The 19,169-nt window shown below is 35.3% G+C and carries 20 protein-coding genes and 1 pseudogene; 11 read left to right on the top strand and 10 right to left on the bottom strand.

All coding sequences use genetic code 11. The features are described 5' to 3' along the window. Positions 1-273, top strand: a pseudogene (locus GO685_RS00175) (Rpn family recombination-promoting nuclease/putative transposase); the annotation flags it as partial. Positions 274-336: 63 nt separating this feature from the next. Here the strand turns inward: GO685_RS00175 and GO685_RS00170 are convergent. Next, positions 337-3,915 (bottom strand): DEAD/DEAH box helicase, encoded by a 3,579-nt coding sequence (locus GO685_RS00170; RefSeq protein ID WP_175937030.1) that lies wholly within the window; start codon positions 3,913-3,915, stop codon positions 337-339. Positions 3,916-4,147: 232 nt separating this feature from the next. Between GO685_RS00170 and virB9 the strand changes: the two genes are divergently transcribed. Then, positions 4,148-4,933, top strand: coding sequence for a P-type conjugative transfer protein VirB9 (gene virB9, locus GO685_RS00165; RefSeq protein ID WP_175937029.1), 786 nt, complete (start codon positions 4,148-4,150; stop codon positions 4,931-4,933). A gap of 78 nt (positions 4,934-5,011) precedes the next feature. Here virB9 and GO685_RS00160 read toward each other — a convergent pair whose 3' ends face one another. Next, complete coding sequence (locus GO685_RS00160) at positions 5,012-5,395, bottom strand: TraR/DksA family transcriptional regulator (protein ID WP_175937028.1); 384 nt, start codon at positions 5,393-5,395, stop codon at positions 5,012-5,014. 102 nt (positions 5,396-5,497) lie between these two features. Here GO685_RS00160 and GO685_RS00155 point away from each other — a divergent pair, with 102 nt between their 5' ends. Next, complete coding sequence (locus GO685_RS00155) at positions 5,498-6,145, top strand: heme exporter protein CcmB (RefSeq protein ID WP_175937027.1); 648 nt, start codon at positions 5,498-5,500, stop codon at positions 6,143-6,145. Positions 6,146-6,151: 6 nt separating this feature from the next. Here GO685_RS00155 and GO685_RS00150 read toward each other — a convergent pair whose 3' ends face one another. The 3 genes from GO685_RS00150 to GO685_RS00140 form a co-directional block, all read right to left on the bottom strand. Further along, positions 6,152-6,745: an RlmE family RNA methyltransferase gene (locus GO685_RS00150; RefSeq protein ID WP_218939186.1), complete on the bottom strand. Its 594-nt coding sequence runs from the start codon at positions 6,743-6,745 to the stop codon at positions 6,152-6,154. Positions 6,746-6,818: 73 nt separating this feature from the next. After that, the gene (locus GO685_RS00145; RefSeq protein ID WP_175937026.1) at positions 6,819-7,397 is read right to left on the bottom strand and encodes a PopZ family protein; all 579 of its coding nucleotides are present in this window, start codon (positions 7,395-7,397) and stop codon (positions 6,819-6,821) included. A gap of 19 nt (positions 7,398-7,416) precedes the next feature. Continuing rightward, positions 7,417-8,640: a TolC family protein gene (locus tag GO685_RS00140; protein ID WP_175937025.1), complete on the bottom strand. Its 1,224-nt coding sequence runs from the start codon at positions 8,638-8,640 to the stop codon at positions 7,417-7,419. A 132-nt stretch (positions 8,641-8,772) separates the two neighbouring features. On the opposite strand from GO685_RS00140, the gene rplM reads away from it, so the two are divergent. The 3 genes from rplM to GO685_RS00125 all read left to right on the top strand — a co-directional run bounded on the left by rplM (position 8,773) and on the right by GO685_RS00125 (position 10,146). Beyond that, the gene (gene rplM / locus GO685_RS00135) at positions 8,773-9,231 is read left to right on the top strand and encodes a 50S ribosomal protein L13 (protein ID WP_175937032.1); all 459 of its coding nucleotides are present in this window, start codon (positions 8,773-8,775) and stop codon (positions 9,229-9,231) included. 10 nt (positions 9,232-9,241) lie between these two features. Beyond that, entirely contained in the window at positions 9,242-9,688 is a 447-nt protein-coding gene (rpsI, locus tag GO685_RS00130) for a 30S ribosomal protein S9 (protein ID WP_175937024.1), read from the top strand. 146 nt (positions 9,689-9,834) lie between these two features. Further along, positions 9,835-10,146, top strand: a complete 312-nt coding sequence (locus tag GO685_RS00125; RefSeq protein ID WP_175937023.1) for an HU family DNA-binding protein — start codon at positions 9,835-9,837, stop codon at positions 10,144-10,146. Here the strand turns inward: GO685_RS00125 and GO685_RS00120 are convergent. Together GO685_RS00120 and GO685_RS05900 are read right to left on the bottom strand one after the other, a co-directional pair. Then, a complete protein-coding gene (locus GO685_RS00120) occupies positions 10,139-10,846 on the bottom strand; it encodes a pyridoxine 5'-phosphate synthase (RefSeq protein WP_175937022.1) in 708 nt (235 codons plus the stop codon). The two genes, GO685_RS00125 and GO685_RS00120, sit on opposite strands and share 8 nt — an antisense overlap. Before the next feature lie 819 nt (positions 10,847-11,665). Further along, entirely contained in the window at positions 11,666-12,457 is a 792-nt protein-coding gene (locus GO685_RS05900) for a cytochrome c biogenesis protein CcdA (protein WP_458695288.1), read from the bottom strand. Between GO685_RS05900 and GO685_RS00105 the strand changes: the two genes are divergently transcribed. The 4 genes from GO685_RS00105 (at position 12,369) to pstB (ending at position 15,689) form a co-directional block, all read left to right on the top strand. Further along, positions 12,369-12,569 carry a hypothetical protein gene (locus GO685_RS00105; protein ID WP_175937019.1) on the top strand — a complete coding sequence of 67 codons (201 nt, stop codon included), beginning with the start codon at positions 12,369-12,371 and terminating at the stop codon, positions 12,567-12,569. The genes GO685_RS05900 and GO685_RS00105 overlap by 89 nt on opposite strands. A gap of 432 nt (positions 12,570-13,001) precedes the next feature. After that, a complete protein-coding gene (locus GO685_RS00100; protein ID WP_175937018.1) occupies positions 13,002-14,051 on the top strand; it encodes a Fic family protein in 1,050 nt (349 codons plus the stop codon). 94 nt (positions 14,052-14,145) lie between these two features. Next, positions 14,146-14,934 carry a 4-hydroxy-tetrahydrodipicolinate reductase gene (gene dapB / locus GO685_RS00095; protein WP_175937017.1) on the top strand — a complete coding sequence of 263 codons (789 nt, stop codon included), beginning with the start codon at positions 14,146-14,148 and terminating at the stop codon, positions 14,932-14,934. Next, positions 14,931-15,689, top strand: a complete 759-nt coding sequence (pstB, locus tag GO685_RS00090; RefSeq protein ID WP_175937016.1) for a phosphate ABC transporter ATP-binding protein PstB — start codon at positions 14,931-14,933, stop codon at positions 15,687-15,689. Before dapB ends, pstB begins: the two co-directional genes overlap by 4 nt. On the opposite strand, the gene dxr is transcribed toward pstB, so the two are convergent. The 3 genes from dxr to hemJ form a co-directional block, all read right to left on the bottom strand. Beyond that, positions 15,686-16,864, bottom strand: a complete 1,179-nt coding sequence (dxr, locus tag GO685_RS00085) for a 1-deoxy-D-xylulose-5-phosphate reductoisomerase (RefSeq protein ID WP_175937015.1) — start codon at positions 16,862-16,864, stop codon at positions 15,686-15,688. The genes pstB and dxr overlap by 4 nt on opposite strands. A gap of 59 nt (positions 16,865-16,923) precedes the next feature. Beyond that, complete coding sequence (locus tag GO685_RS00080; RefSeq protein ID WP_175937014.1) at positions 16,924-17,427, bottom strand: hypothetical protein; 504 nt, start codon at positions 17,425-17,427, stop codon at positions 16,924-16,926. Between the two features lie 110 nt (positions 17,428-17,537). Beyond that, positions 17,538-17,969 (bottom strand): protoporphyrinogen oxidase HemJ, encoded by a 432-nt coding sequence (gene hemJ / locus GO685_RS00075; protein WP_175937013.1) that lies wholly within the window; start codon positions 17,967-17,969, stop codon positions 17,538-17,540. Between the two features lie 54 nt (positions 17,970-18,023). On the opposite strand from hemJ, the gene pdhA reads away from it, so the two are divergent. Continuing rightward, complete coding sequence (gene pdhA / locus GO685_RS00070; RefSeq protein WP_175937031.1) at positions 18,024-19,007, top strand: pyruvate dehydrogenase (acetyl-transferring) E1 component subunit alpha; 984 nt, start codon at positions 18,024-18,026, stop codon at positions 19,005-19,007. Positions 19,008-19,169 lie beyond the last annotated feature (162 nt).

Raw genomic sequence — 19,169 nt, 5'->3', positions numbered from 1 at the left:
GCATATGAACAAGAAATAAAGCGTATCCGTGATGAGAAAGCTATTCTCGCTCAAAAACTTGATGATGCTACTGAAAAAGGCAGACAAGAAGGCAGAGCGGAGGGGAGAGAGGAAGGCATCCAAATCAGCGAAGAGAGAGGAGAAAAACACGCTAAAATAGCTGTAGCTAAAAACTCACTTAAGGCCGGTGTCTCTATAGATGTTATAGCTCAAATTACCGGACTTTCCCTCGATGAAATCAAAAAGCTAAGGAATTATATTTCATCTAGTTAAAAGCCTTGAGCTTGAGTCAAATAAAGACAGTATTCGGACCATCCACCCAGGAAAATTCTCTGATTAAGCTCTAGTGTATACAGTTTCTACACTACTGGATATTTGTTGTGTTAATATTGAAGATAAGTGAGCAGGAATGTCATTGGCTACTTTGTCCATGCATTCAACTTCGAACTGCTTACTTAATAAGCTTAGTTCATTAACGGCAGAACGTGAATCATTTTGAATATTTGCACAAAATATAACTCCTCTAGACGCTTCAGGATAATTGTAGTCCATTAAAAGCATAGCTGAAACTACCAAAAAAGAAATCACTTGAGCAATAAGAGAGTCTGTGAGAGCAAGTGGCAATAAAGATAAAGATATAACGATAACGTACCTTGCCATATAATTGAATTTTGCAAAAAATAGCAACTTGGAATGTGAATTATGTAACTTGCCATAAGAGTTAGTAAACGTTTCTTTATTATACACAGTTCTAATATTAAATAATGGATGATCAGTTTTTAGCTTTGGCTCACCGAAACCAAATAAAGTATTAATGTTATGATAATAGGCTTGGCAATTAATAATTTCCTGATTGATTTCACATATCCATTTATAAACTTGCTCTAGATCTTCCAATGAGCTATTTTTGATGTTTTTTAGAAAATTACTGAACTCACTTAAATTCTTTTTAAAGTCAATAATTTTCTTTAACTTGTTATCATTATTGTTATTTTGAGAATATATTGTATTTAATATTGTTGATAAACATTTTTTTCCTTCTTTTGTTGATAACAATGAGTAGATAGATTTATCCAGTGCTTCAATGTAATTTTCATTTTGAAGAAGACCTACTGTTGTTTCTAGAAGCTTAACTAACCGTTCTTTTTCACCTGTGCTCTGTAATCCATTTGTTAGCAATTCAAGTGGTTCTTTAAGGGTATATTTTTTCTGTAAATTCTCTACTTTTTCCTGTAGCAGCTTAAAGTGTTCACGAATGATACTTGAACACTTTAAAAAACTTTCAAGGCTACAATGCCTGATCACATAAGCATATGCTAACACCTTTTCATCATCCTTTTCATTCAAAGTACATGATTTGGCTAAAAAGATTACATAATCGAATGCAAAATTTACATAATAAGCAGCTTTGGTAATTGTAGTTAAAATAAAGAAGAGTACTCTTTGTAAGAAAAGCGGTTTGCCATCGTTTATTATTCTATTTCTATATGAGCGAAGATATTCTTCTGTACTTTTGGCAATCTTACGTGAGTCTTTTTCTGTCTTCTCTACGTCAAAATCATTCATATCATGCACTTTTTCATACGCTTCTTTTATCAAACCATATGAAAAATCTTGCAGATCTTTATCATTAATATTTCCTAACGCGTCCATATTTTCACTAATGTAGATTTCCATTTTTGTTCCAAGCTCAACTCCCATTCTGTTCTTTACCAACTTACTATATCTGTCAACAGCTGGAAATAGCACCTTCTGGCAAAAATATCTTGGTGGGCTTTTTAACTTCGCTAAAACCTTGTCCACAAATAGTTCAACTTTTTCACCTGCAACTGCAAAAAACCACGACTGTCTACTAGTATTGCGTTCCCTATTTCTTCCAAGATTCTGCAAAGCTTCAGTTGGATCGTTAAATTGACTAGCTGAATCCGTAAATATTGATGCAACGTGATTATACTCGCTGTCAAAACCACGACCTTTCGATCCATCTACGACTGTTGTCAATGCACATTTAGCTAATGCATTAACGTTTCCTTGCAAATAATCACAACGTTTAACACTGTGTTTGCCATTGAGTTTAGATATTTTAAAGGGTTTGTCTTTTTCAATACCAAAGTAACCTCTTTTAAACCCCACAAAAATACACATATTATCTTCACAGAAACTGCTGAGGTTGTGCAGTACACCCTCTTTTTTTTCTATAAGGTCATGCATTTCTTTACTTAAATGCCAGTTATCCACTATTAGCTTGCATTGTTCATTGCTACATTTACCCAGTGCTTCAATCGCTGTCTTTATTTGTGGCAGAAGTTTATCTTGAGCAAATTCCTCATCAAAGCCTTTTTTCTTTAGAAAATCTACAACTTTGTCATCATCTACAACACCAATCTTATCTTTAACGCTTCTGGTTAACCTGCTTAAATCTTCTCTTCTTTGTTTATCTAAAGCGATGTTATCACACTCCATTAAAAATGAGAGCGTAAGGTCAATCATTGAATGCATTACTCTATATTTTAAATACTTATGAGTATCGCTAAAGTCCACTTTCTCACTTAACTCGGATATTTGTTCCTCTGTTAGATTGGAATATTGCTTTTTAACACAGTTTATAAAATTTGACTGAGCGCAATTTAGTCTGTAATCCTTGTACAACATTTTATCAGGCTTACACGAATTATAAATGCTATAGCGCGTGTATGTTTTCCCATTTCCATATACTTCATCATCTTTGCCTTGAAATATAGAAATAAGATTCATTATACTATCTAAATCATATGTCAAAATCAGAGCATTTTCTCCAATTGGACTTTGTATGTTCCACCTTACAGATGTTAATAAATCATCAGTATCAACAAGTTTGTTGTGGTAAAAAGTTTCTTCGCATTTTTCAATGTATTCGTGGGCTGGGCTAGATTTACATTTACTAGATAAGACTTCAAATAAATTAGCGAAAGCCCTTAAGAACAGTTGCTTTAACTCTACACCAGCAATTTTGCTGAACACCCACATGACTGGCGCCGTTATCATAAAAAAGACGATAACGGAAATTATATACTTGGAACTATTAATCAGAAAAAGGTACAGCCTAAGATTTGAAGTGAAACCGATCTGTGCAGCTATTGCAGTAACGTGGATATTTATAATAGGAAACAAGGCAATTGAAGATATGACATAGAGAGCAACACCAGTTGCTAATATTCGACCAAATTTTTCTCCATTGGTTTTTTTTATGATACCAGTTGTTTTTATAGTATCTACAATGCAGCATCTACTTGATCTTGCAGGGCTGATAATTTTCCCACATCTGCTTAAGATTCTTCTTTTTGTAGTTGCAGTGAGATAGGTTGTAGGATACTTTCTATCAAGCTGACACATATTTTCAAAAGCCTGTTGTTGGCTAATGCTGTCTGCTTCATCAATGCTGATCCACAGTTTAGGTTTTTCACCGCTTCGATTTCCAAGTTTTTGGCCATCTTTTTGTTGTAAGAGCAAATCATGTGTTATTATAATTGCTGTAGGTTCAGTGTTTTTCAGTAAATCTTCAATTCCTTGAGTAGTTTCAGGTGTTTCAATTCTTAAAGAAAATGCGTCACCTATCATTTTTTTAGCTTGATTCACTAAATTATTATTTGGCACTGTAACTAGATGATGAAACCCTGCTTGAGCCAATATGTAACTATGCAACCCAATATCGTAGGTCTTGCCAAATCCAGTTTCTGCGTCAATCATAATATTGTAGTTAGTGGTGGAAGGACTTTTTAAGTGTTCTAATACTCCCTCAACAACAGGCTTACGACGTCCTACTGTCACAGACTCCTTTGCATTGTCAAATCTTTTAGATTCTCCTTTTAACTCGCTGTCAATTTTTTCTAGGTTTTTTATAATAACTTGCTTGTCTTGATTGCTGATAGAGCACATAAATAAACTCAACGTAATTCACACTATTAGTATATAGTAAGCTGATAAAATTGTCAATAACATTAGACATAATGTTATTGCTATTGAATGATGGAGAGACATACTCCATTATTTTGGCGCGAAGTAACAAATTCAATAAATTGTATGCTCTCTGTGTAATGGGAATTGGTATTAATAGTTGCAGTTTATGTCTCTCAGTGATAAAATGATGACCTGTGTATAATTTAATATTATGATTAGCTTACTGTTTGTTGTGCTGTTGTTTTTTTGTGGTGGTGATGCACTTGCAAAACAGGAACCACGTTCAATAGCTGCAGACAGTCACATAAAGGTCATCAATTATAATCCACAGGCTATACATAAGTACACTGGTTTTTATGGTTACCAGTCGAGCATATTATTTGAGCCAGGTGAAGAAATAAAGAACCTTTCAATGGGTGATCCAACTGGTTGGCAGCTCGTTCCTCAAGGTAACAGGTTATTTATCAAACCTATAGATGATATCGCTGACACTAACGCAACTATAATTACTGACAAAAGAGTTTATTACTTTGAGCTTCATGCTGAGGAAGCAACTGGATTGGAAGATCCAAGATTAGCGTATGAAGTAAGGTTTCTTTATCCACTATTCAATAGTGATGAAATTTACACAACCAACAACGGTGATATCCTCGAGCAAGCTAATCCCAACACTATTCCTGACATAAGTGATATTGAGGTTGTGAAGAAAGGCTTAAATTTTAATTATTCCATCTCACATGCAAAAGGTAGTGAGTCAATAATACCAATTAAAGTTTTTGATGACGGGAAATTCACATATCTGCAATTTCATAAGACAAATTCTGATTTTCCAGCAGTCTTTATGGTTGACTCTGCAGGATATGAATCTCTAGTAAATTTTCGTACAGTTGATGATTATCTTATAATTGAAAGAGTGGGCTCGGTGTTTACCTTAAGGAACGGGTCAAGTACAGTCTGCTTGTTTAATGAAAGCATGCCTTTTAAAAAGGGCAAGTAGCTGTTAAAGGCTATAGTGCCTCAGGTACAGCACTTTCAGCATACACTAATTCAAACGGTTGTCATACCAGCATTTCCATTAGTCTTCAGTGTTGTACATGTTCTTTTCTTTTTCTAATCTCTCCTGCTCTTCAATACAATATATGGCAAGCGGATTAGCTTTAAGTCTTTCGACTCCTATTTCTTCCCCTGTTCCTTCGCAATAACCGTAGGTGCCTAATTTTATTTTTTCTAACGCTTCCTTAATTTTTTCCTTTCTGTCTTTTCTGTGCTGGATTAATTTTTCGCTTCCACTGTCTTCATCAGAATAATATGCACTATCCTCTAGTTCTTGCTTCTCCAGCTCAGCAAGCATTGATTGCAACTTTGAGCTGAAATACTCTAACTGCTTTACGCTCATGTATTCTTCGTCTTCTGAAGGAGTGTAATCTTCTGGTAATTTTATTTTTGGTAACTCTTCCATAACTGTATAACTAGACAATAAAACCTGTATAATTTGCGAACAAGAAATTATACTACCTATAAGTAAACACTATAATTTATAATAAACATTTAAAGTCCTGGTATGATCGGCTTAATAAAAAAATTAGCAATATATGATAAGAACTTTACCTATATAATATGTGTTTTTATTGTAATGTTGAGCCTATCTTTGTTCACACTTGAAAATAACAGTGAACAAGAAGTTATGTTAACATTAACATGGATATGTGCTACATTTGTTTTACAAATCTCTACAAATAATTTATTTGCTTCTGATTATCATGACGGAATATTAGAGCAAATTTTCATACAGCCGCTTTCTTCTAAGTTTATAATTACTTGTAAAATTTTTGCTCACTGGTTATTGTTTGGGTTACCGATTTCAGTGATTTCTTCCATATTCAGCTTTGTAGTTCTTGGTAATAATACTGAACACTCAATAGCAGTAGGCTTATCTTTATTGCTCAGCACGTTGATAGTAATCAATATTTCAGCTGTTGGAAATGCATTAATGATTGGTCGAAACAACTTAGTATTGGGAATGTCGCAAATTCTTGTTTTGCCAATTATAATGCCGGTCTTTATATATTTTAAATTACTAGTTCAGCTTGAAAGTTTATCCTTGAATATTCACACGTTGCTTATTACTGCTTTTATTTTTGCCATTCTGATAGTCAATAGCATTATAGCTGCTCATATGGCATTAAAATTCGCTGTAGAACAGGATTAGAAGGCTTTACCATGATTTGAGATCTTGACCACCGACAAAGTCTAAACCTACTAAATACATTTCCGTAGATTCAGATCTACTTGATTTTGGTTTGAAGTATTTTGCTGTTTTAAACATTTTTTTTAATTCATAGTAAAAATCTTTATCAGACTCTCCTTGAAAAATTTTTACTACGAACTTGCCGCCATGATTTAGGAAGTGCTTTGCAAAGTTCAATGCTGCTTCGCATAAAAGCATGGTTCTGATATGATCCAACGATTTTAACCCACAAGATTCTGGGGCCATGTCAGATAAAATTACATCGAATTTTTGGTCTTTAAATCTTTCCCTTAAAATTTCAAGCTCATTTATATCGCATTGTATATATTCTACTCCAGCAATTGTATTTACTGGTTTTATGTCAATGGCGACTACATTCGCTCCTTTCTGAGATGCAACTTGTGACCATCCACCTGGAGAAGCACCAAGATCAATGACTTTTTGCTCTTTTTGGAACAATTTAAACTTATTATCTATTTCTATCAACTTGTATGCCGAACGTGATCTATAACCATCCTTATTGGTTTTTTGTACGTACTTGTCATTTAAATGACGATGCAGCCACCTGGTTGAAGATAGTTTTCTGCCTTTGGCTGTTTTTACTCTAGTTTTTATTGTTAATACCCTATAAGAATCACTTATTACTGATTATGTCTTTTAGCTCTTTTTCAACTACTTCTTTCACCAGTGTATGAAGATACTTATTTAGCCATTCCGACAACTGAGGTTTTAAAAGAGATGTGACTAATTCTTCAACAGTAAGACTTGCTCTTTTTTGTTGCTTGTGCTGTAACTCACTTTGCATTCTTTCAAGTAACTCTTTGATCTCTTCCATATTCTCTTTTAAGATTAGATGGTCATTATTTTGCGTTTGTGGGCTACTGTTATCCACTTTTTTATTGCTCATTTGGGTATTATGCTGCAAGCGAACCTCTTCTTTCCCTAGATTGTGACTATGAATATTAAATTTGGTGTTATCGAAAACCATTTCCTTATCCTGACTGCTGTTGTTGATGTCTTTTTTTTCATTATCCTCTTCTTTACTATCTTCTTCTGAATCTTCCAAGTATTCTTCTTCAAGATACAGCACATCATCATCTTCCTTCTCCTTCTCTATTTCCACTTCACCACCACTGGCGTTTTTGCCCGATATGGCTTTTTTTATGTTTTCTAGGATATCTTTTACAGATTGATTGCTTTGTCTATCATTCATAACGCTAATACCATTAAATTTAGAGATTTATACTATTTATTATAAAAAGCAAATTATAAACACTAATTACATAGTTGCTTTTTGCTTCAACCAAGCCCGAACGTGCTTTGAATAGTGCTTCTTCAGTATTCAAAAGTTCAGTTGTGCTTTTCAAATTTAAGTTGACTTCTTGCTCAACTCCTTCCAACGCTAAAGCTGCTGCTTTTTCGGCCTCGTGACTTGCTTTAATAACAGCCTTTGCTGTTAGAACGTTATTCCAAGCGTTCACAACCTCTTTTTCTATATTTTTTGCTGTTTCATAATAATCATAGGTGGATTTTTTTGCATCCATTTTAGCTTTGCCGATACCAAAAGCATTGATTCCTCTTTTAAAAATTGGAATATCGAGAATGAAGGCAATATTGACGTTTCCTGAAACTTTCTCGAGAAAAGCGTTTTCTCCGTTTCTCCGATCAAGATCTGTACTTGCGCTGAGATTCAAAGAGGGCAACCACTTGGAAGTTTCAGCAATCACTTCCATTTTAGCTGCTCTTTTTTGATAAACCACTGCTTTTAGAGATAGATTCTTGGTTTTTGCTAATTGTAAGCATTCATTTAGCTTCGGAACGGAAGGTAATTGATCATTGGCTTCGGAGAGTTTATCAGGATCCTCGCCAATTAAGTGAAAGTAAGCAATGTTTGCCAATTTTAACTTACCTTCAGCTTCAACTCTTTCTGACACTGAAGATGAAAACTTTGCTTTTGCTAATGAAACTTCAGCGTTGGTAACCTCTCCAAGAGAAAGGCGTTTTTTCATCGCTGACAAGTGCTCCAAAGAAACGCGTTCTTTGTGCTCTCTCAATTTTAATATTTCTGTCCTGCGTAGAACGTCAACGTATACTTTCACGGCGTTGAGCGCAATCTCTTGTTTTAACTGTTGAAACCGCATCTTTTCTGCCTTGAGAAGGTGACTTGATCGGCTGAATGTGGCAAAAGTACCACCTCCATCTATTATTTTCTGGTAAAGAGTGAGACTCTTTTCATGATTAAAGCTCTTATCAAAGTTGTATCGTAAATTAATCTCAGGTAAAAACCCAGCTAACCCGGCAGATTTTAGCTGCTTTTCTGCGCTTTTGTATTGGTAGAATTGAGATTTTAGTTTTGAACTATTTTTAATAGCTTTGTTTATAACTTCTTCAAGATCGATTGCGTAACAACTTATAGCACTAAAAATGGTCGCAAGCGTAATAATCAACCGAAACATTCTACTCCTATATACATTGGTCGCACACAGCTAAGTTACTAACACAAATTGCTTTAATAATCAATAACTAATGTTGTTGACACTATTTAGAAATTAAGTGTACCATAGCTTACTATTGTATAATTTTAGATGATGAAAACTTTTTTCTTAAAAGAAAAACAAATCGATAAAAAATGGTTTGTCATAGATGCAGAAGGGTTAGTAGTAGGGAGGCTTGCAGCATTTGTAGCGATGCTATTGCGTGGAAAACATAAACCTGAGTATACACCTCATATGGATTGTGGTGATAATGTAATTATCATCAATGCAGAAAAGGTGCATTTTACTGGAAAGAAACTTAAGGAGAAAATTTACTATAAGCATACAGGTTACCCTGGTGGTTTGAAAAGAACTACTCCAGATAATATTTTAAATGGTAAGTTTCCTGAGCGTGTAATAGAAATGGCAGTAAAAAGAATGCTTGATGATGGTCCTATGGCACGTAAGCGTTTTGGGAATTTATATGTTTATTCTGGTCCAGAGCATAAGCATCAAGGACAGCAACCTGAAAAGATAGATTTTGCTTCTTTAAATCGTAAAAATAAAAAATAATGGAGTAAAAATGGAAAATTCTGTAACAAATCAATCAGAAAAAATAACTAAACCAGTAATTGATTCACTTGGTCGTTTATATGCTACAGGCCGAAGGAAGGAATCTGCAGCAAGAGTGTGGATAAAGCCAGGAGGCGGGAAGTTTAGTGTTAATCAAAAAGACAAACTACTGGATTACTTTAAAAGGGAATCAGTGTGCCAAATGGTAAAAATGCCATTTATTGTAACATCTACGCTCGATAAATATGATGTATTTGCTACGATAAAAGGTGGAGGGCTATCTGGTCAAGCAGGTGCCTTAGCTCATGGAATAAGCAGAGCTTTAAGTAAAATAAGCCAAGACTTACATTCTGTATTGCGCAAAAAGGGGTTCTTAACACGAGATTCACGTGTTGTTGAGCGTAAAAAATATGGTCAACACAAGGCTCGTAAGGAGTGTCAATTTTCTAAAAGGTAGTTATTCTTTTATGTAGCTTTTTGTTAAGCGTTATACAAATATTAAAAAAAGTGTATGATATATTCTATTTTCGCGATAAATTTAGTTGACTATTGATATGAACATAATATGCTGTTTATGTGAATTTTTCAATATTAAGGTAATTTATGAGTAAAGAAGATATAGTAAAACAATTAAAAGAAGATTGTTCTTGTCAGAATATAAATATAACGAAATCTGACTTGGGCAAGGTTCATGATGCGTTTATAAAAATAATAAAAGATGAGTTAGATAGAGAAGGTGAAATACGTCTGCATGGAGTGGGTACATTCTCTACTGCTATAAGTCGGGAGAAGCAATGTCGTAATCCTCAGAGTGGTGAGATCATGACTGTCCCTAAAAAGACAAGAGTGAAATTTAAAGCGAGCAAGACTCTTTTAACTGTTTTGAATGAAAAAGAAAAAGCAGTAGTTAGTTAGAGATTATCGTTTTTATTGTTTTTACTACGCTGTGTAAGCCGTAAAATATAGCTTCGCTGATTAAAAAGTGGCCTATATTGAGAGCTGAGATGTGAGGTATTTCTTTTATTCTTTTAGCGTGTGTATAGGTTATGCCATGTCCTGTGTGGCATTCTATTCCTAATCTATTGACGTATCCTACAGCATTGGTAATTAATTGTAATTTTTCCTCTGATGGATTATCGCAGTAATCCCCTGTATGAATTTCTATTATGTCAGGCTTTCCTTCTAGCTTCTCAAGATATTTTAGCTGATTGATATTTGGATTGATAAACAGTGAAACCTTTATACCAATGCTATGCATCTCCTCTATTATACTAGAGAGTTTGCTGTACATGTTAATTATATCCAAGCCACCTTCTGTTGTTAATTCTTCTCTTTTTTCTGGTACTATATTAATCGAATAGGGTTTTACCTTTTTTGCTATTCCAAGCATTTCTTCTGTAGCTGCAATTTCAAGGTTTAGCTCAGTTTCGATGTTTTTTTTCAGGTTAAACACATCTTCATCTTTAATATGTCTTCTGTCTTCTCGTAAATGTACGGTGATAAAATCTGCTCCTGCATCAATAGCTATTTCTGCTGCTTTCAATGGATCTGGGTAAGAAGTTCCGCGTGCGTTGCGGAGAGTTGCAACGTGATCGATGTTAATGCCTAGTTTCATAATCTATCTCAAAGATTGTTTATAAATTATACATGTTATTAGGTCTTTTGCACAGTCATTTTTTGACTAGCAATACACCCTTTAGCATACACGAACATCGTGATTTGAGCCTAACAAGAGGATATTACCCAAGTAGCCCTTTCTCCTGTCATACAAGTAGCCTTTTCTTGTCATCCAAGTAGTGGACACTTATATCTGGGATCCAGAATACTACTTTAGTAATAAATATTTAAGAAATTTACTAAATGAAAAAAAAGCAAAAGAAACCCTAGCTATTGTTTATTTTTAGTATTGACGTTTTTATGCCTTAAACGCTGCAATTTAGCTGCTTTTAAGTGCAACTAGTCTAAGCTATAATATTTAAGAAACTTACCAGACAGAGGAAAAAGACAATAAAACTCCAAGGTAGCTAGTTATTCCACTCTCTATTTTAAAATCCGGCGTTGGGTGATGTCTTAAACGACTTATAAGCGTGTTTGAGCTTGTATGGGTAAAAACCCGAAGTTTTAAAAAGACATGCAGTGCACATAGTGCGAAAAATTAAACAATAGTACGCCAAATACAGGTTCTCTTGTCATTTTAACCTGTACAGATTGGGAAATTAAATAATAGCTTTAATATTATGATAAAAGGAATGGCGAAAGTTGTCAAGTAGTTTTTTTTGTCTCTATTGGATGACGCTATGGCTTTTTTCCATTTTCGTCTGCCCGCTTTCTGTGTAGCGAGGATTGGTATTAGTTCAAGAACTATGTAAAAAGTTCAATATAGTTACCGTAATAGTAAAAACATGAATAAAAGTATTTCACCATTTGAGAGAAATTATTTTCTAGGTTTGTAAGTTGCTTTGAAAGGTGACTTTTTGCGCTGCTTTGGGTAAGATGAACGATGATGGATTAAACGTAAGAATAGTGTAGAAATAACAGGTTTGATGAGTGGCTTTATATTATCATTAAAAATCCATATCCATACGCTAAATGCAGAACTTAGAAGCCCAGTTAGTATAGGTACCGTGTTTGACTCTTTGGTCAACATCCAAAACAGCCAAATAATGGATAAAGATACAGAGAAGAGTGGGAAATGCTTCAATGCTGCTGTCCACTCACCAGGTTTTGGTAAAAATTCAAGTGTGTTAGGAAAAAATGATACAATGAAGTATGGAAGTGCAATGCCTAAGCCAAGAAATAAGAAAATGCTAATAGAAATAAGTATTGATGACTGAGTAAGAGCAAAACCTATGGCAGGTGCCATAAAAGGTGTGATACAGGGAATTATAGCCAATGTTGAAAACATTCCACCGAAAAAACTGCTATTAGCTTTATCTGAACGAGAAAATATGAGAGAAATATCAGACAAGCTACAAAGAAAACATAAGCCTATTACAAACATTACATATAGTAATATTAGTACCAAAACAGGAGACTGTATATGAAAACCCAAGTCCATTGCATAACCTATGTTACGTAATGCTAATAGCATTAAGGACAATATTAACATGCTAGTCAATACTCCAAGAGTGTAGGCTATGCCATTTAACTTCAGTTTAAATGAGTTGCTAGGGCCATTGATTATTGCTGCTGCTTTTAAAGAAAGAACAGGAAAAACACAAGGCATAAAGTTAAGTACCACACCACCGATAAACGAGTATGCTGAATTTATTAGCAACCCCACGATTTTACATATAATTCAAACTATAATACAGTTTGAAGTAAAAGAATCTACTTAAATAGTCAATTGACTTTTTGTGCTGGTATGTTAGAAATTTTACACTTTCTGTGCTGATGTATCAGAAATTTTATACTTTGCGGGCGTAGCTCAGTTGGTAGAGCGTTAGTTTGTGGTCGCCAATTTGATCCTAGTTGCTTGTTCCACTAAAATTCTTAGCCCTACAGAAATATAAGCGTGAGCATGCTTTATACATACTCACTTAGTGTATCCGTTTAGGGGTATGGCCAATGTACAAATATTGAAGCTAAAGTGGTGTCATGTAAGTAGCTGAAATTGGAACTTAGTTTTTCTTATGATTTTATCAAAACATTATATTTTAGCATAAAATGGCCTCTTATGCCTACCGGAACTCATTCTTTGGTATGCTTTTCTGCTTTACTAATAGGATGTTTTCGGATATAATTGGATATAATTAGATAAAAATACGGATATGTTTGACATTTCAAAAATTGTAATAACATCTGAAATGCTGAAATTAGTTGCTGAAATTGATGAATTTAAAGGAGCATGGCAATTATTTGGTAGTTTAGCTCCAGAGCGTTTACAAATGCTCAAGAAAATTGCAACAATTGAAAGTGTCGGTTCTTCTACTCGTATTGAAGGAGCAAAACTATCAGACCGTGAAGTTGAGCAATTATTATCCAAACTTGATACACGATCATTTCGTTCTTGGGATGAACAAGAAATAGCTGGATATGCGTATGTGTGTGAAGAGGTATTTCAAAACTTTGAAAATATGCCATTTACAGAAAACGTTATAAAACAGTTTCATATCTGGCTTTTACAATTTTCACATAAAGATCAAAGGCACATGGGAGAATATAAGAAATTTCCCAATCATGTTGAAGCGTTTGATGAATCTGGAAAAAGCTTAGGCATAATTTTTGAAACATCTTCTCCATTCGAAACAGTGACACAGATGCAAGAACTTATCTATTGGACTGGCCAGCAATTAGAAGCGAAATCATCGCATCCTCTATTAATTATCGGCATCTTTATAGTTACTTTTTTAGCTATACATCCCTTTCAAGATGGAAATGGAAGATTATCACGTATTCTTACAACTTTCTTGTTGCTAAAGTTAGGGTATGCCTACGTACCTTACAGTTCTCTTGAAAGTATAATTGAAAGTAACAAGGAAAGTTATTACTTAGCTTTGCGTCGCACTCAACAGTCTTTAAAGGCTGGCAACTATGACTTTAGTCCATGGCTTATGTTCTTTTTAAGATCACTACAAAAGCAAAAGTCTCATCTTGAGGAAAAGGTGTCACATGAAAAAATGTTGAATCTTTATTTGCCACCACTTTCAGCTAAAATAGTAGTTTTACTTAGCAAACATGGACGTCTTACAATTAAGGATTTAGAAAATATCACTAAAGCAAACCGAAGTACCTTAAAGAAGCATGTATCTAATCTTGTAAAGGGTAATCACATCACTCAGCATGGAAAAGGCAAAGCAACTTGGTATGTAGCTCAATAAGATATATATTCATTTTGAATTATAGAGAGGTCTAAGCTATGCTTACAAGGATGACAAAGTTTCAAAAAAAGCCTAATATAACATAAAAAGCTTTATGAAAATCAGAGTTGGAGTAATAGGCTGTTTAGGCAGAATGGGCAAAAAAATACTCAGTGAATTGACCACAAATACCAAAGTAGAGATAGCAGGTGCTGTTGCCCGTGCAGATAGTAAATACGTAGGCTTAGATATAGGGCCAATTATAGGCCACAGCTTCAATTTAGGAATCAAAGTTACAAGTTCTATTAGTGACGTATTTAAGTCATCTGACGTTGTAATAGATTTTACAACTAAGGAATGTATGTTAGACTGCCTTAAGGCGGCTGTGAAATTTAAAAAACCGCTAGTTAGTGGTACAACTGGAATAGAAAGTATCGATTTAAAAAAGTATGCTGCTGAGGTTCCGATGTTATGGTCGGCAAATATGAGCGTTGGAGTTAATGTATTGTTGAAACTGGTAAAAAAAACTGCTGAGCTTTTAGGTAACGAATACGACGCTGAAATTTGGGAAATGCACCATAGCTTAAAAAAAGATTCGCCATCTGGAACAGCTATAGAACTTGGTAAAGCAATTGCTAGCGCTTCAAAAAGAGATTTTCAACAGTATTGTCATAGTTATCTAAAAATAAGAGAAAAGGGAGAAATAGGTTTTGCAGTATCTCGTGGAGGTGGAGTGATAGGAGACCATAGTGTAATGTTTGTTAATTCTGATGAACGGATAGAATTAAATCACAAAGCAATCAATCGCACAACATTTGCTAAAGGTGCTGTTCAAGCAGCAATATGGCTATATGAAAACAAAAGAGAAACACCGGGACTCTATTCAATGCAGGACGTGATATGAATGATACACGTGCCTCTGTTAAAAATTTAAATCTCTGGTATGGCTCTAAACAAGTTTTATTCGATATAAATTTGGATATTTATAAAAGAAAAGTTACTACTTTTATCGGGCCATCTGGGTGTGGTAAATCAACCTTTTTGCGCTGTTTTAATCGCATGAATGATTATGTACCATGGTGCAAAGCTGTTGGTGAGTTGGTTATCAACGGGCTAGGTAATATATATTCACGTGATATGGATGTTGTGCTACTTAGAGCAAAAGTTGGCATGGTATTTCAAAAGCCCAATCCTTTTCCAAAGTCAATATATGATAACGTTGCTTATGGACCCAAATTGCATGGCATGGTGAAGAATAAGCAAAAATTAGATGAAATGGTGGAAAATAGTTTAACTAAGGTCGGTTTGTGGGAAGAGCTGAAAGATAGATTGCAGGATAGCGCATTGGATTTATCTGGTGGCCAACAACAGAGATTGTGCATTGCCCGTGCAATTGCAGTGAAGCCAACTATTTTATTAATGGATGAACCATGCTCCGCTCTTGATCCAATGGCAACCAATGCGATCGAAAATCTTATACAAGAGCTAAAATTAAGATTTACCATAATTATGGTAACTCATTCGATGAAACAAGCTAAAAAGCTATCTGATAGCGTAATCTTCTTTTGTAATGGCAAGATTGTTGAATTTGGAAGTGTTCAAGAAATATTCGAAGATGCTCAATCTCCCTTAACGAAAGAGTATATTCTGGATCATTAAATTCCGTTATGCACGAGAACTTTACTCCCAATAGCCTCGCTAGCAATAACACGGCTTTCAAAATCGATATTTATTATATCAGATAGCGAGTTAACATCAGCGTAACCATCAAAACTTTCTACCGTTGACTTCACCACCTTTACTATCTCTAAAAAGCCGATTTGTGACTTCAAAAATTTATTAACGGCTATTTCGTTTGTAGCATTGAGAACAATACTATTTGTTTGTGGAGCAGAAGAATTCAGCACTTCCATGCTGAGCTTTAGCGCGGGAAAGCGCCTATGATCAGGTTCTTGAAAGGTCAATTTTTTTTGCTTTGTTAAATCTAATGTATAACTCAAAGCTGACCTTTCTGGCCAAGACAGAGCATATGAGATGGGAATTGCCATGTCAGTCTCTGCAAGCACAGCAAAGTTAAAACCATCCTTGTAAACTACAACTCCATGTATGATCGATTCAGGGTGCACTACTGCCTCAATTTTATTTGGGCTAATGTTAAACAAATTATGTGCTTCTATTATCTCTAGCGCTTTATTCATCATTGTTGCACTATCAACCGAGATTTTCTTTCCCATATTCCAAGTAGGGTGACTTAGAGCCTGATTTACTGTAATATTTCTTAATTGCTCAAGGCTACAATTTAGAAATGGTCCACCAGAAGCAGTGAGTATAATCTTTTCTACGCATCTATCGTCACTTTGCAAAACTTGAAAAATTGCGTTGTGTTCAGAGTCAATAGGAATTATCTGTACGCTTTTCTTTTTAGCTTTCTTAAGTAGTAATTTCCCACCACAAACAATACTTTCTTTGTTTGCTAGTGCAATGATTTTGGTACCACTCTCTATAACCTGCATGACTGGTTCAAGGCCTGCAATGCCAACTATTGCAACAACTGAGAGATCGACGGGCAAAGAAGCAACATTTGCTAAACCTTCAGCGCCAACTTCTATTTTGATGTTTGTACCAAGTAGACTTTCTTTTAAATCTTTATAAAACCTTTTATCAGAGATAGCAACATATCTCGCATTTAGCAGTTTTGCTTGATATGCCAGTAGAGCAAAATTCGAGTGGGCACTAAGTGCTTCTATCTGGTATTCTTCTTTTCTCTTCAGTAGTAAGTCTACAGCCTTTTTTCCAATACTTCCTGTTGATCCTAAAACTGAAACCTTTTTCACTAAAACGAACTCACGTTAATTAAACGAGCTAAACCTATTCTCACCAGCAGTTTCTGGACTTAACCACCAAGCTCATGTCCGTGGTTATCGCCAACAGATGGTGAAGGACCAGGCGAAAAAGACTGACCATGGTGATCACCTGCATCATGCATGTCATGTAAACCTTCAGCATCGTGAGCCATTTCGTTGCTAGCGTGGGGATAATCGTCCGGGTGAAGTACCCCATCACCGTGACCTGTATCTATTCCTTCCGATGGCATATCTTCCCCACCTCCACCACCTGAAAAATGTTCTACAAGGCTTTCAAGAAACTTTATGCCAAACATATTACCTGATTCACCAAACAACGTTACTAAGCTACTACCATTTACCAAACCTTCGAACACATTACAGTAAGCAGCAATTGCTCCTTCATGGAAGTTGAACAACCATTTCATTCCATCCACAATTGTTGCAACAGAGTCACTATGACCAAGACCAAAGCCACTCTTTTTTCCTTGGTTTTCTTGTTGTTGTTGTTGAGCTTGCCACTCTGCAATATTTGGACCTTGAGCTTCAGTCATAAACTTTTGTTCTAAACCTTAGATTACTATTTTACCACAAATATTGAAAAATATCAATAGGGCTACCATTTTCTGAACGACAACATGCTTTTAAGCGCTTATTGATGAGACTAGCGAAACGGTTTTATGATAACCGCAATAATTATAATTATTATCAATACTGTAACAACTTCATTTACAATACGGAAATAAACATGACTTTTCCTATTTAAGCCCATTGCAAAGTTTTTCCTGTGCCTTGCAAGTAGTCCATGAACAGCAAACATAAAGAATAATGCTAGTGCTTTTATGTGGAACCACCCTTCGCGGTATGCCTCTCTCATAACCATTAATGTGATGCCAAAACCAAGCGAAAAGAGCATTGCAGGGTTTATGATAAATCTTAGAAGTCTTTTCTCCATTATTTGAAGTAAGCTATCGTTTTCCGATCCTGGCTTTACGGTTGCATGGTAGACGTAAAGCCTCGGTAAATAGAGCATACCTGCCATCCACATAATGACGGAGATAACGTGAAAAGCTTCGAGCCAGTGGTAATAATCCATTACAAAACGTTGAAATTTCTGATACCATCTGAGTTTAACGAAAAAGAAATAGATATGAAAGCGGAAGATTTCACTAAAGAACAGGTGATTGGATTCTACAGGAAAATGCTACTCATACGCAGATTTGAGGAAAAAGCAGGACAATTGTATGGAATGGGCTTAATAGGCGGATTCTGTCACCTATCGATAGGGCAAGAGGCAGTTGCAGTTGGAACGCAAGCTGCGTCAAAGTCCGGTGATGCTTTTATCACAAGTTATAGAGACCACGGTTTAATGCTGGCATGTGGCTCTGATCCAAACGTTGTGATGGCAGAACTGACCGGTAAAGAGACGGGATGCTCAAAAGGCAAAGGTGGTTCAATGCATATATTTGATATTGAAAAAAAATTCTTCGGTGGACATGGAATAGTGGGCGCACAGGTTCCAATTGGCACAGGGATAGCATTTGCTAATAAATATAAGAAAAAAGACAACGTGGTATTCACGTATTTTGGCGATGGTGCCACGAATCAAGGGCAAACATACGAATCATTCAATATGGCAGCTTTATGGAAGTTATCTGTGGTTTATATTATAGAGAATAATGGATACGCCATGGGAACCTCCGTGCAAAGATCAACTTTAGTAACTGAATTATATAGGAGAGGAGAGGGTTTTGGCATTCCTGGAAAGCAAGTTGATGGAATGGATTTCTTCTCTGTTTATGAGGAGACAAGTGAGGCAGCTAAGTACGTGCGTAGTGGAAAAGGGCCTATCCTGCTTGAAATGAAGACATATCGATATCGTGGTCATTCGATGTCAGACCCTGCAACTTATCGTTCAAAAGAAGAAGTTGAAGATATGAAGCAAAACCATGATCCTATAAGCACTTTGAAGAAGTACATGGTAGATAATAAGATTGCTGCAGAGGAAGAATGCAAAGCAATTGACAAAGAAGTGCGCGATTTAGTGAAAAAATCAGAAGGTTTTGCCAAAAATAGTAAAGAACCAAGCGTTGATGAGCTGTATACTGATGTTTACAAATCTGTCAATTGTTAACTGTAAAAAACTACTTGACAACCTTCACCGTTACCCTTATCATAGTATTAAAGCTATTTGTTTAACTTCCCAATCTGTACAGGTTAAAATGACAAGAAAACTTGTATTTCGCGTACTATTGTTTAATTTTTCGCACTGTGTGCACTGCATGTCTTTTTAAAA

This window comes from Wolbachia endosymbiont of Madathamugadia hiepei (assembly GCF_013366855.1).
In the GTDB taxonomy this organism is placed as follows: Bacteria; Pseudomonadota; Alphaproteobacteria; order Rickettsiales; family Anaplasmataceae; genus Wolbachia.
The sequence above is the reverse complement of the archived record's forward strand: the minus strand, read 5'-3'. Positions and strand labels throughout refer to the sequence as shown.

Excerpts from the sequence above, each read along its gene's own strand:
- virB9 (WP_175937029.1), top strand. The coding sequence starts at position 4,148 with ATGATTAGCTTACTGTTTGTTGTGCTGTTGTTTTTTTGTGGTGGTGAT.
- pstB (WP_175937016.1), top strand. The coding sequence starts at position 14,931 with ATGAATGATACACGTGCCTCTGTTAAAAATTTAAATCTCTGGTATGGC.
- GO685_RS00160 (WP_175937028.1), bottom strand. The coding sequence starts at position 5,395 with ATGGAAGAGTTACCAAAAATAAAATTACCAGAAGATTACACTCCTTCA.
- pdhA (WP_175937031.1), top strand. The coding sequence starts at position 18,024 with ATGAAAGCGGAAGATTTCACTAAAGAACAGGTGATTGGATTCTACAGG.
- GO685_RS00080 (WP_175937014.1), bottom strand. The coding sequence starts at position 17,427 with ATGACTGAAGCTCAAGGTCCAAATATTGCAGAGTGGCAAGCTCAACAA.
- GO685_RS00125 (WP_175937023.1), top strand. The coding sequence starts at position 9,835 with ATGAGTAAAGAAGATATAGTAAAACAATTAAAAGAAGATTGTTCTTGT.
- rplM (WP_175937032.1), top strand. The coding sequence starts at position 8,773 with ATGAAAACTTTTTTCTTAAAAGAAAAACAAATCGATAAAAAATGGTTT.
- GO685_RS00120 (WP_175937022.1), bottom strand. The coding sequence starts at position 10,846 with ATGAAACTAGGCATTAACATCGATCACGTTGCAACTCTCCGCAACGCA.
- rpsI (WP_175937024.1), top strand. The coding sequence starts at position 9,242 with ATGGAAAATTCTGTAACAAATCAATCAGAAAAAATAACTAAACCAGTA.
- GO685_RS00145 (WP_175937026.1), bottom strand. The coding sequence starts at position 7,397 with ATGAATGATAGACAAAGCAATCAATCTGTAAAAGATATCCTAGAAAAC.
- GO685_RS05900 (WP_458695288.1), bottom strand. The coding sequence starts at position 12,457 with ATGCCTTGTGTTTTTCCTGTTCTTTCTTTAAAAGCAGCAGCAATAATC.
- GO685_RS00170 (WP_175937030.1), bottom strand. The coding sequence starts at position 3,915 with ATGTGCTCTATCAGCAATCAAGACAAGCAAGTTATTATAAAAAACCTA.
- dapB (WP_175937017.1), top strand. The coding sequence starts at position 14,146 with ATGAAAATCAGAGTTGGAGTAATAGGCTGTTTAGGCAGAATGGGCAAA.
- hemJ (WP_175937013.1), bottom strand. The coding sequence starts at position 17,969 with ATGGATTATTACCACTGGCTCGAAGCTTTTCACGTTATCTCCGTCATT.
- GO685_RS00105 (WP_175937019.1), top strand. The coding sequence starts at position 12,369 with ATGCCATTTAACTTCAGTTTAAATGAGTTGCTAGGGCCATTGATTATT.
- GO685_RS00100 (WP_175937018.1), top strand. The coding sequence starts at position 13,002 with ATGTTTGACATTTCAAAAATTGTAATAACATCTGAAATGCTGAAATTA.
- GO685_RS00140 (WP_175937025.1), bottom strand. The coding sequence starts at position 8,640 with ATGTTTCGGTTGATTATTACGCTTGCGACCATTTTTAGTGCTATAAGT.
- GO685_RS00155 (WP_175937027.1), top strand. The coding sequence starts at position 5,498 with ATGATCGGCTTAATAAAAAAATTAGCAATATATGATAAGAACTTTACC.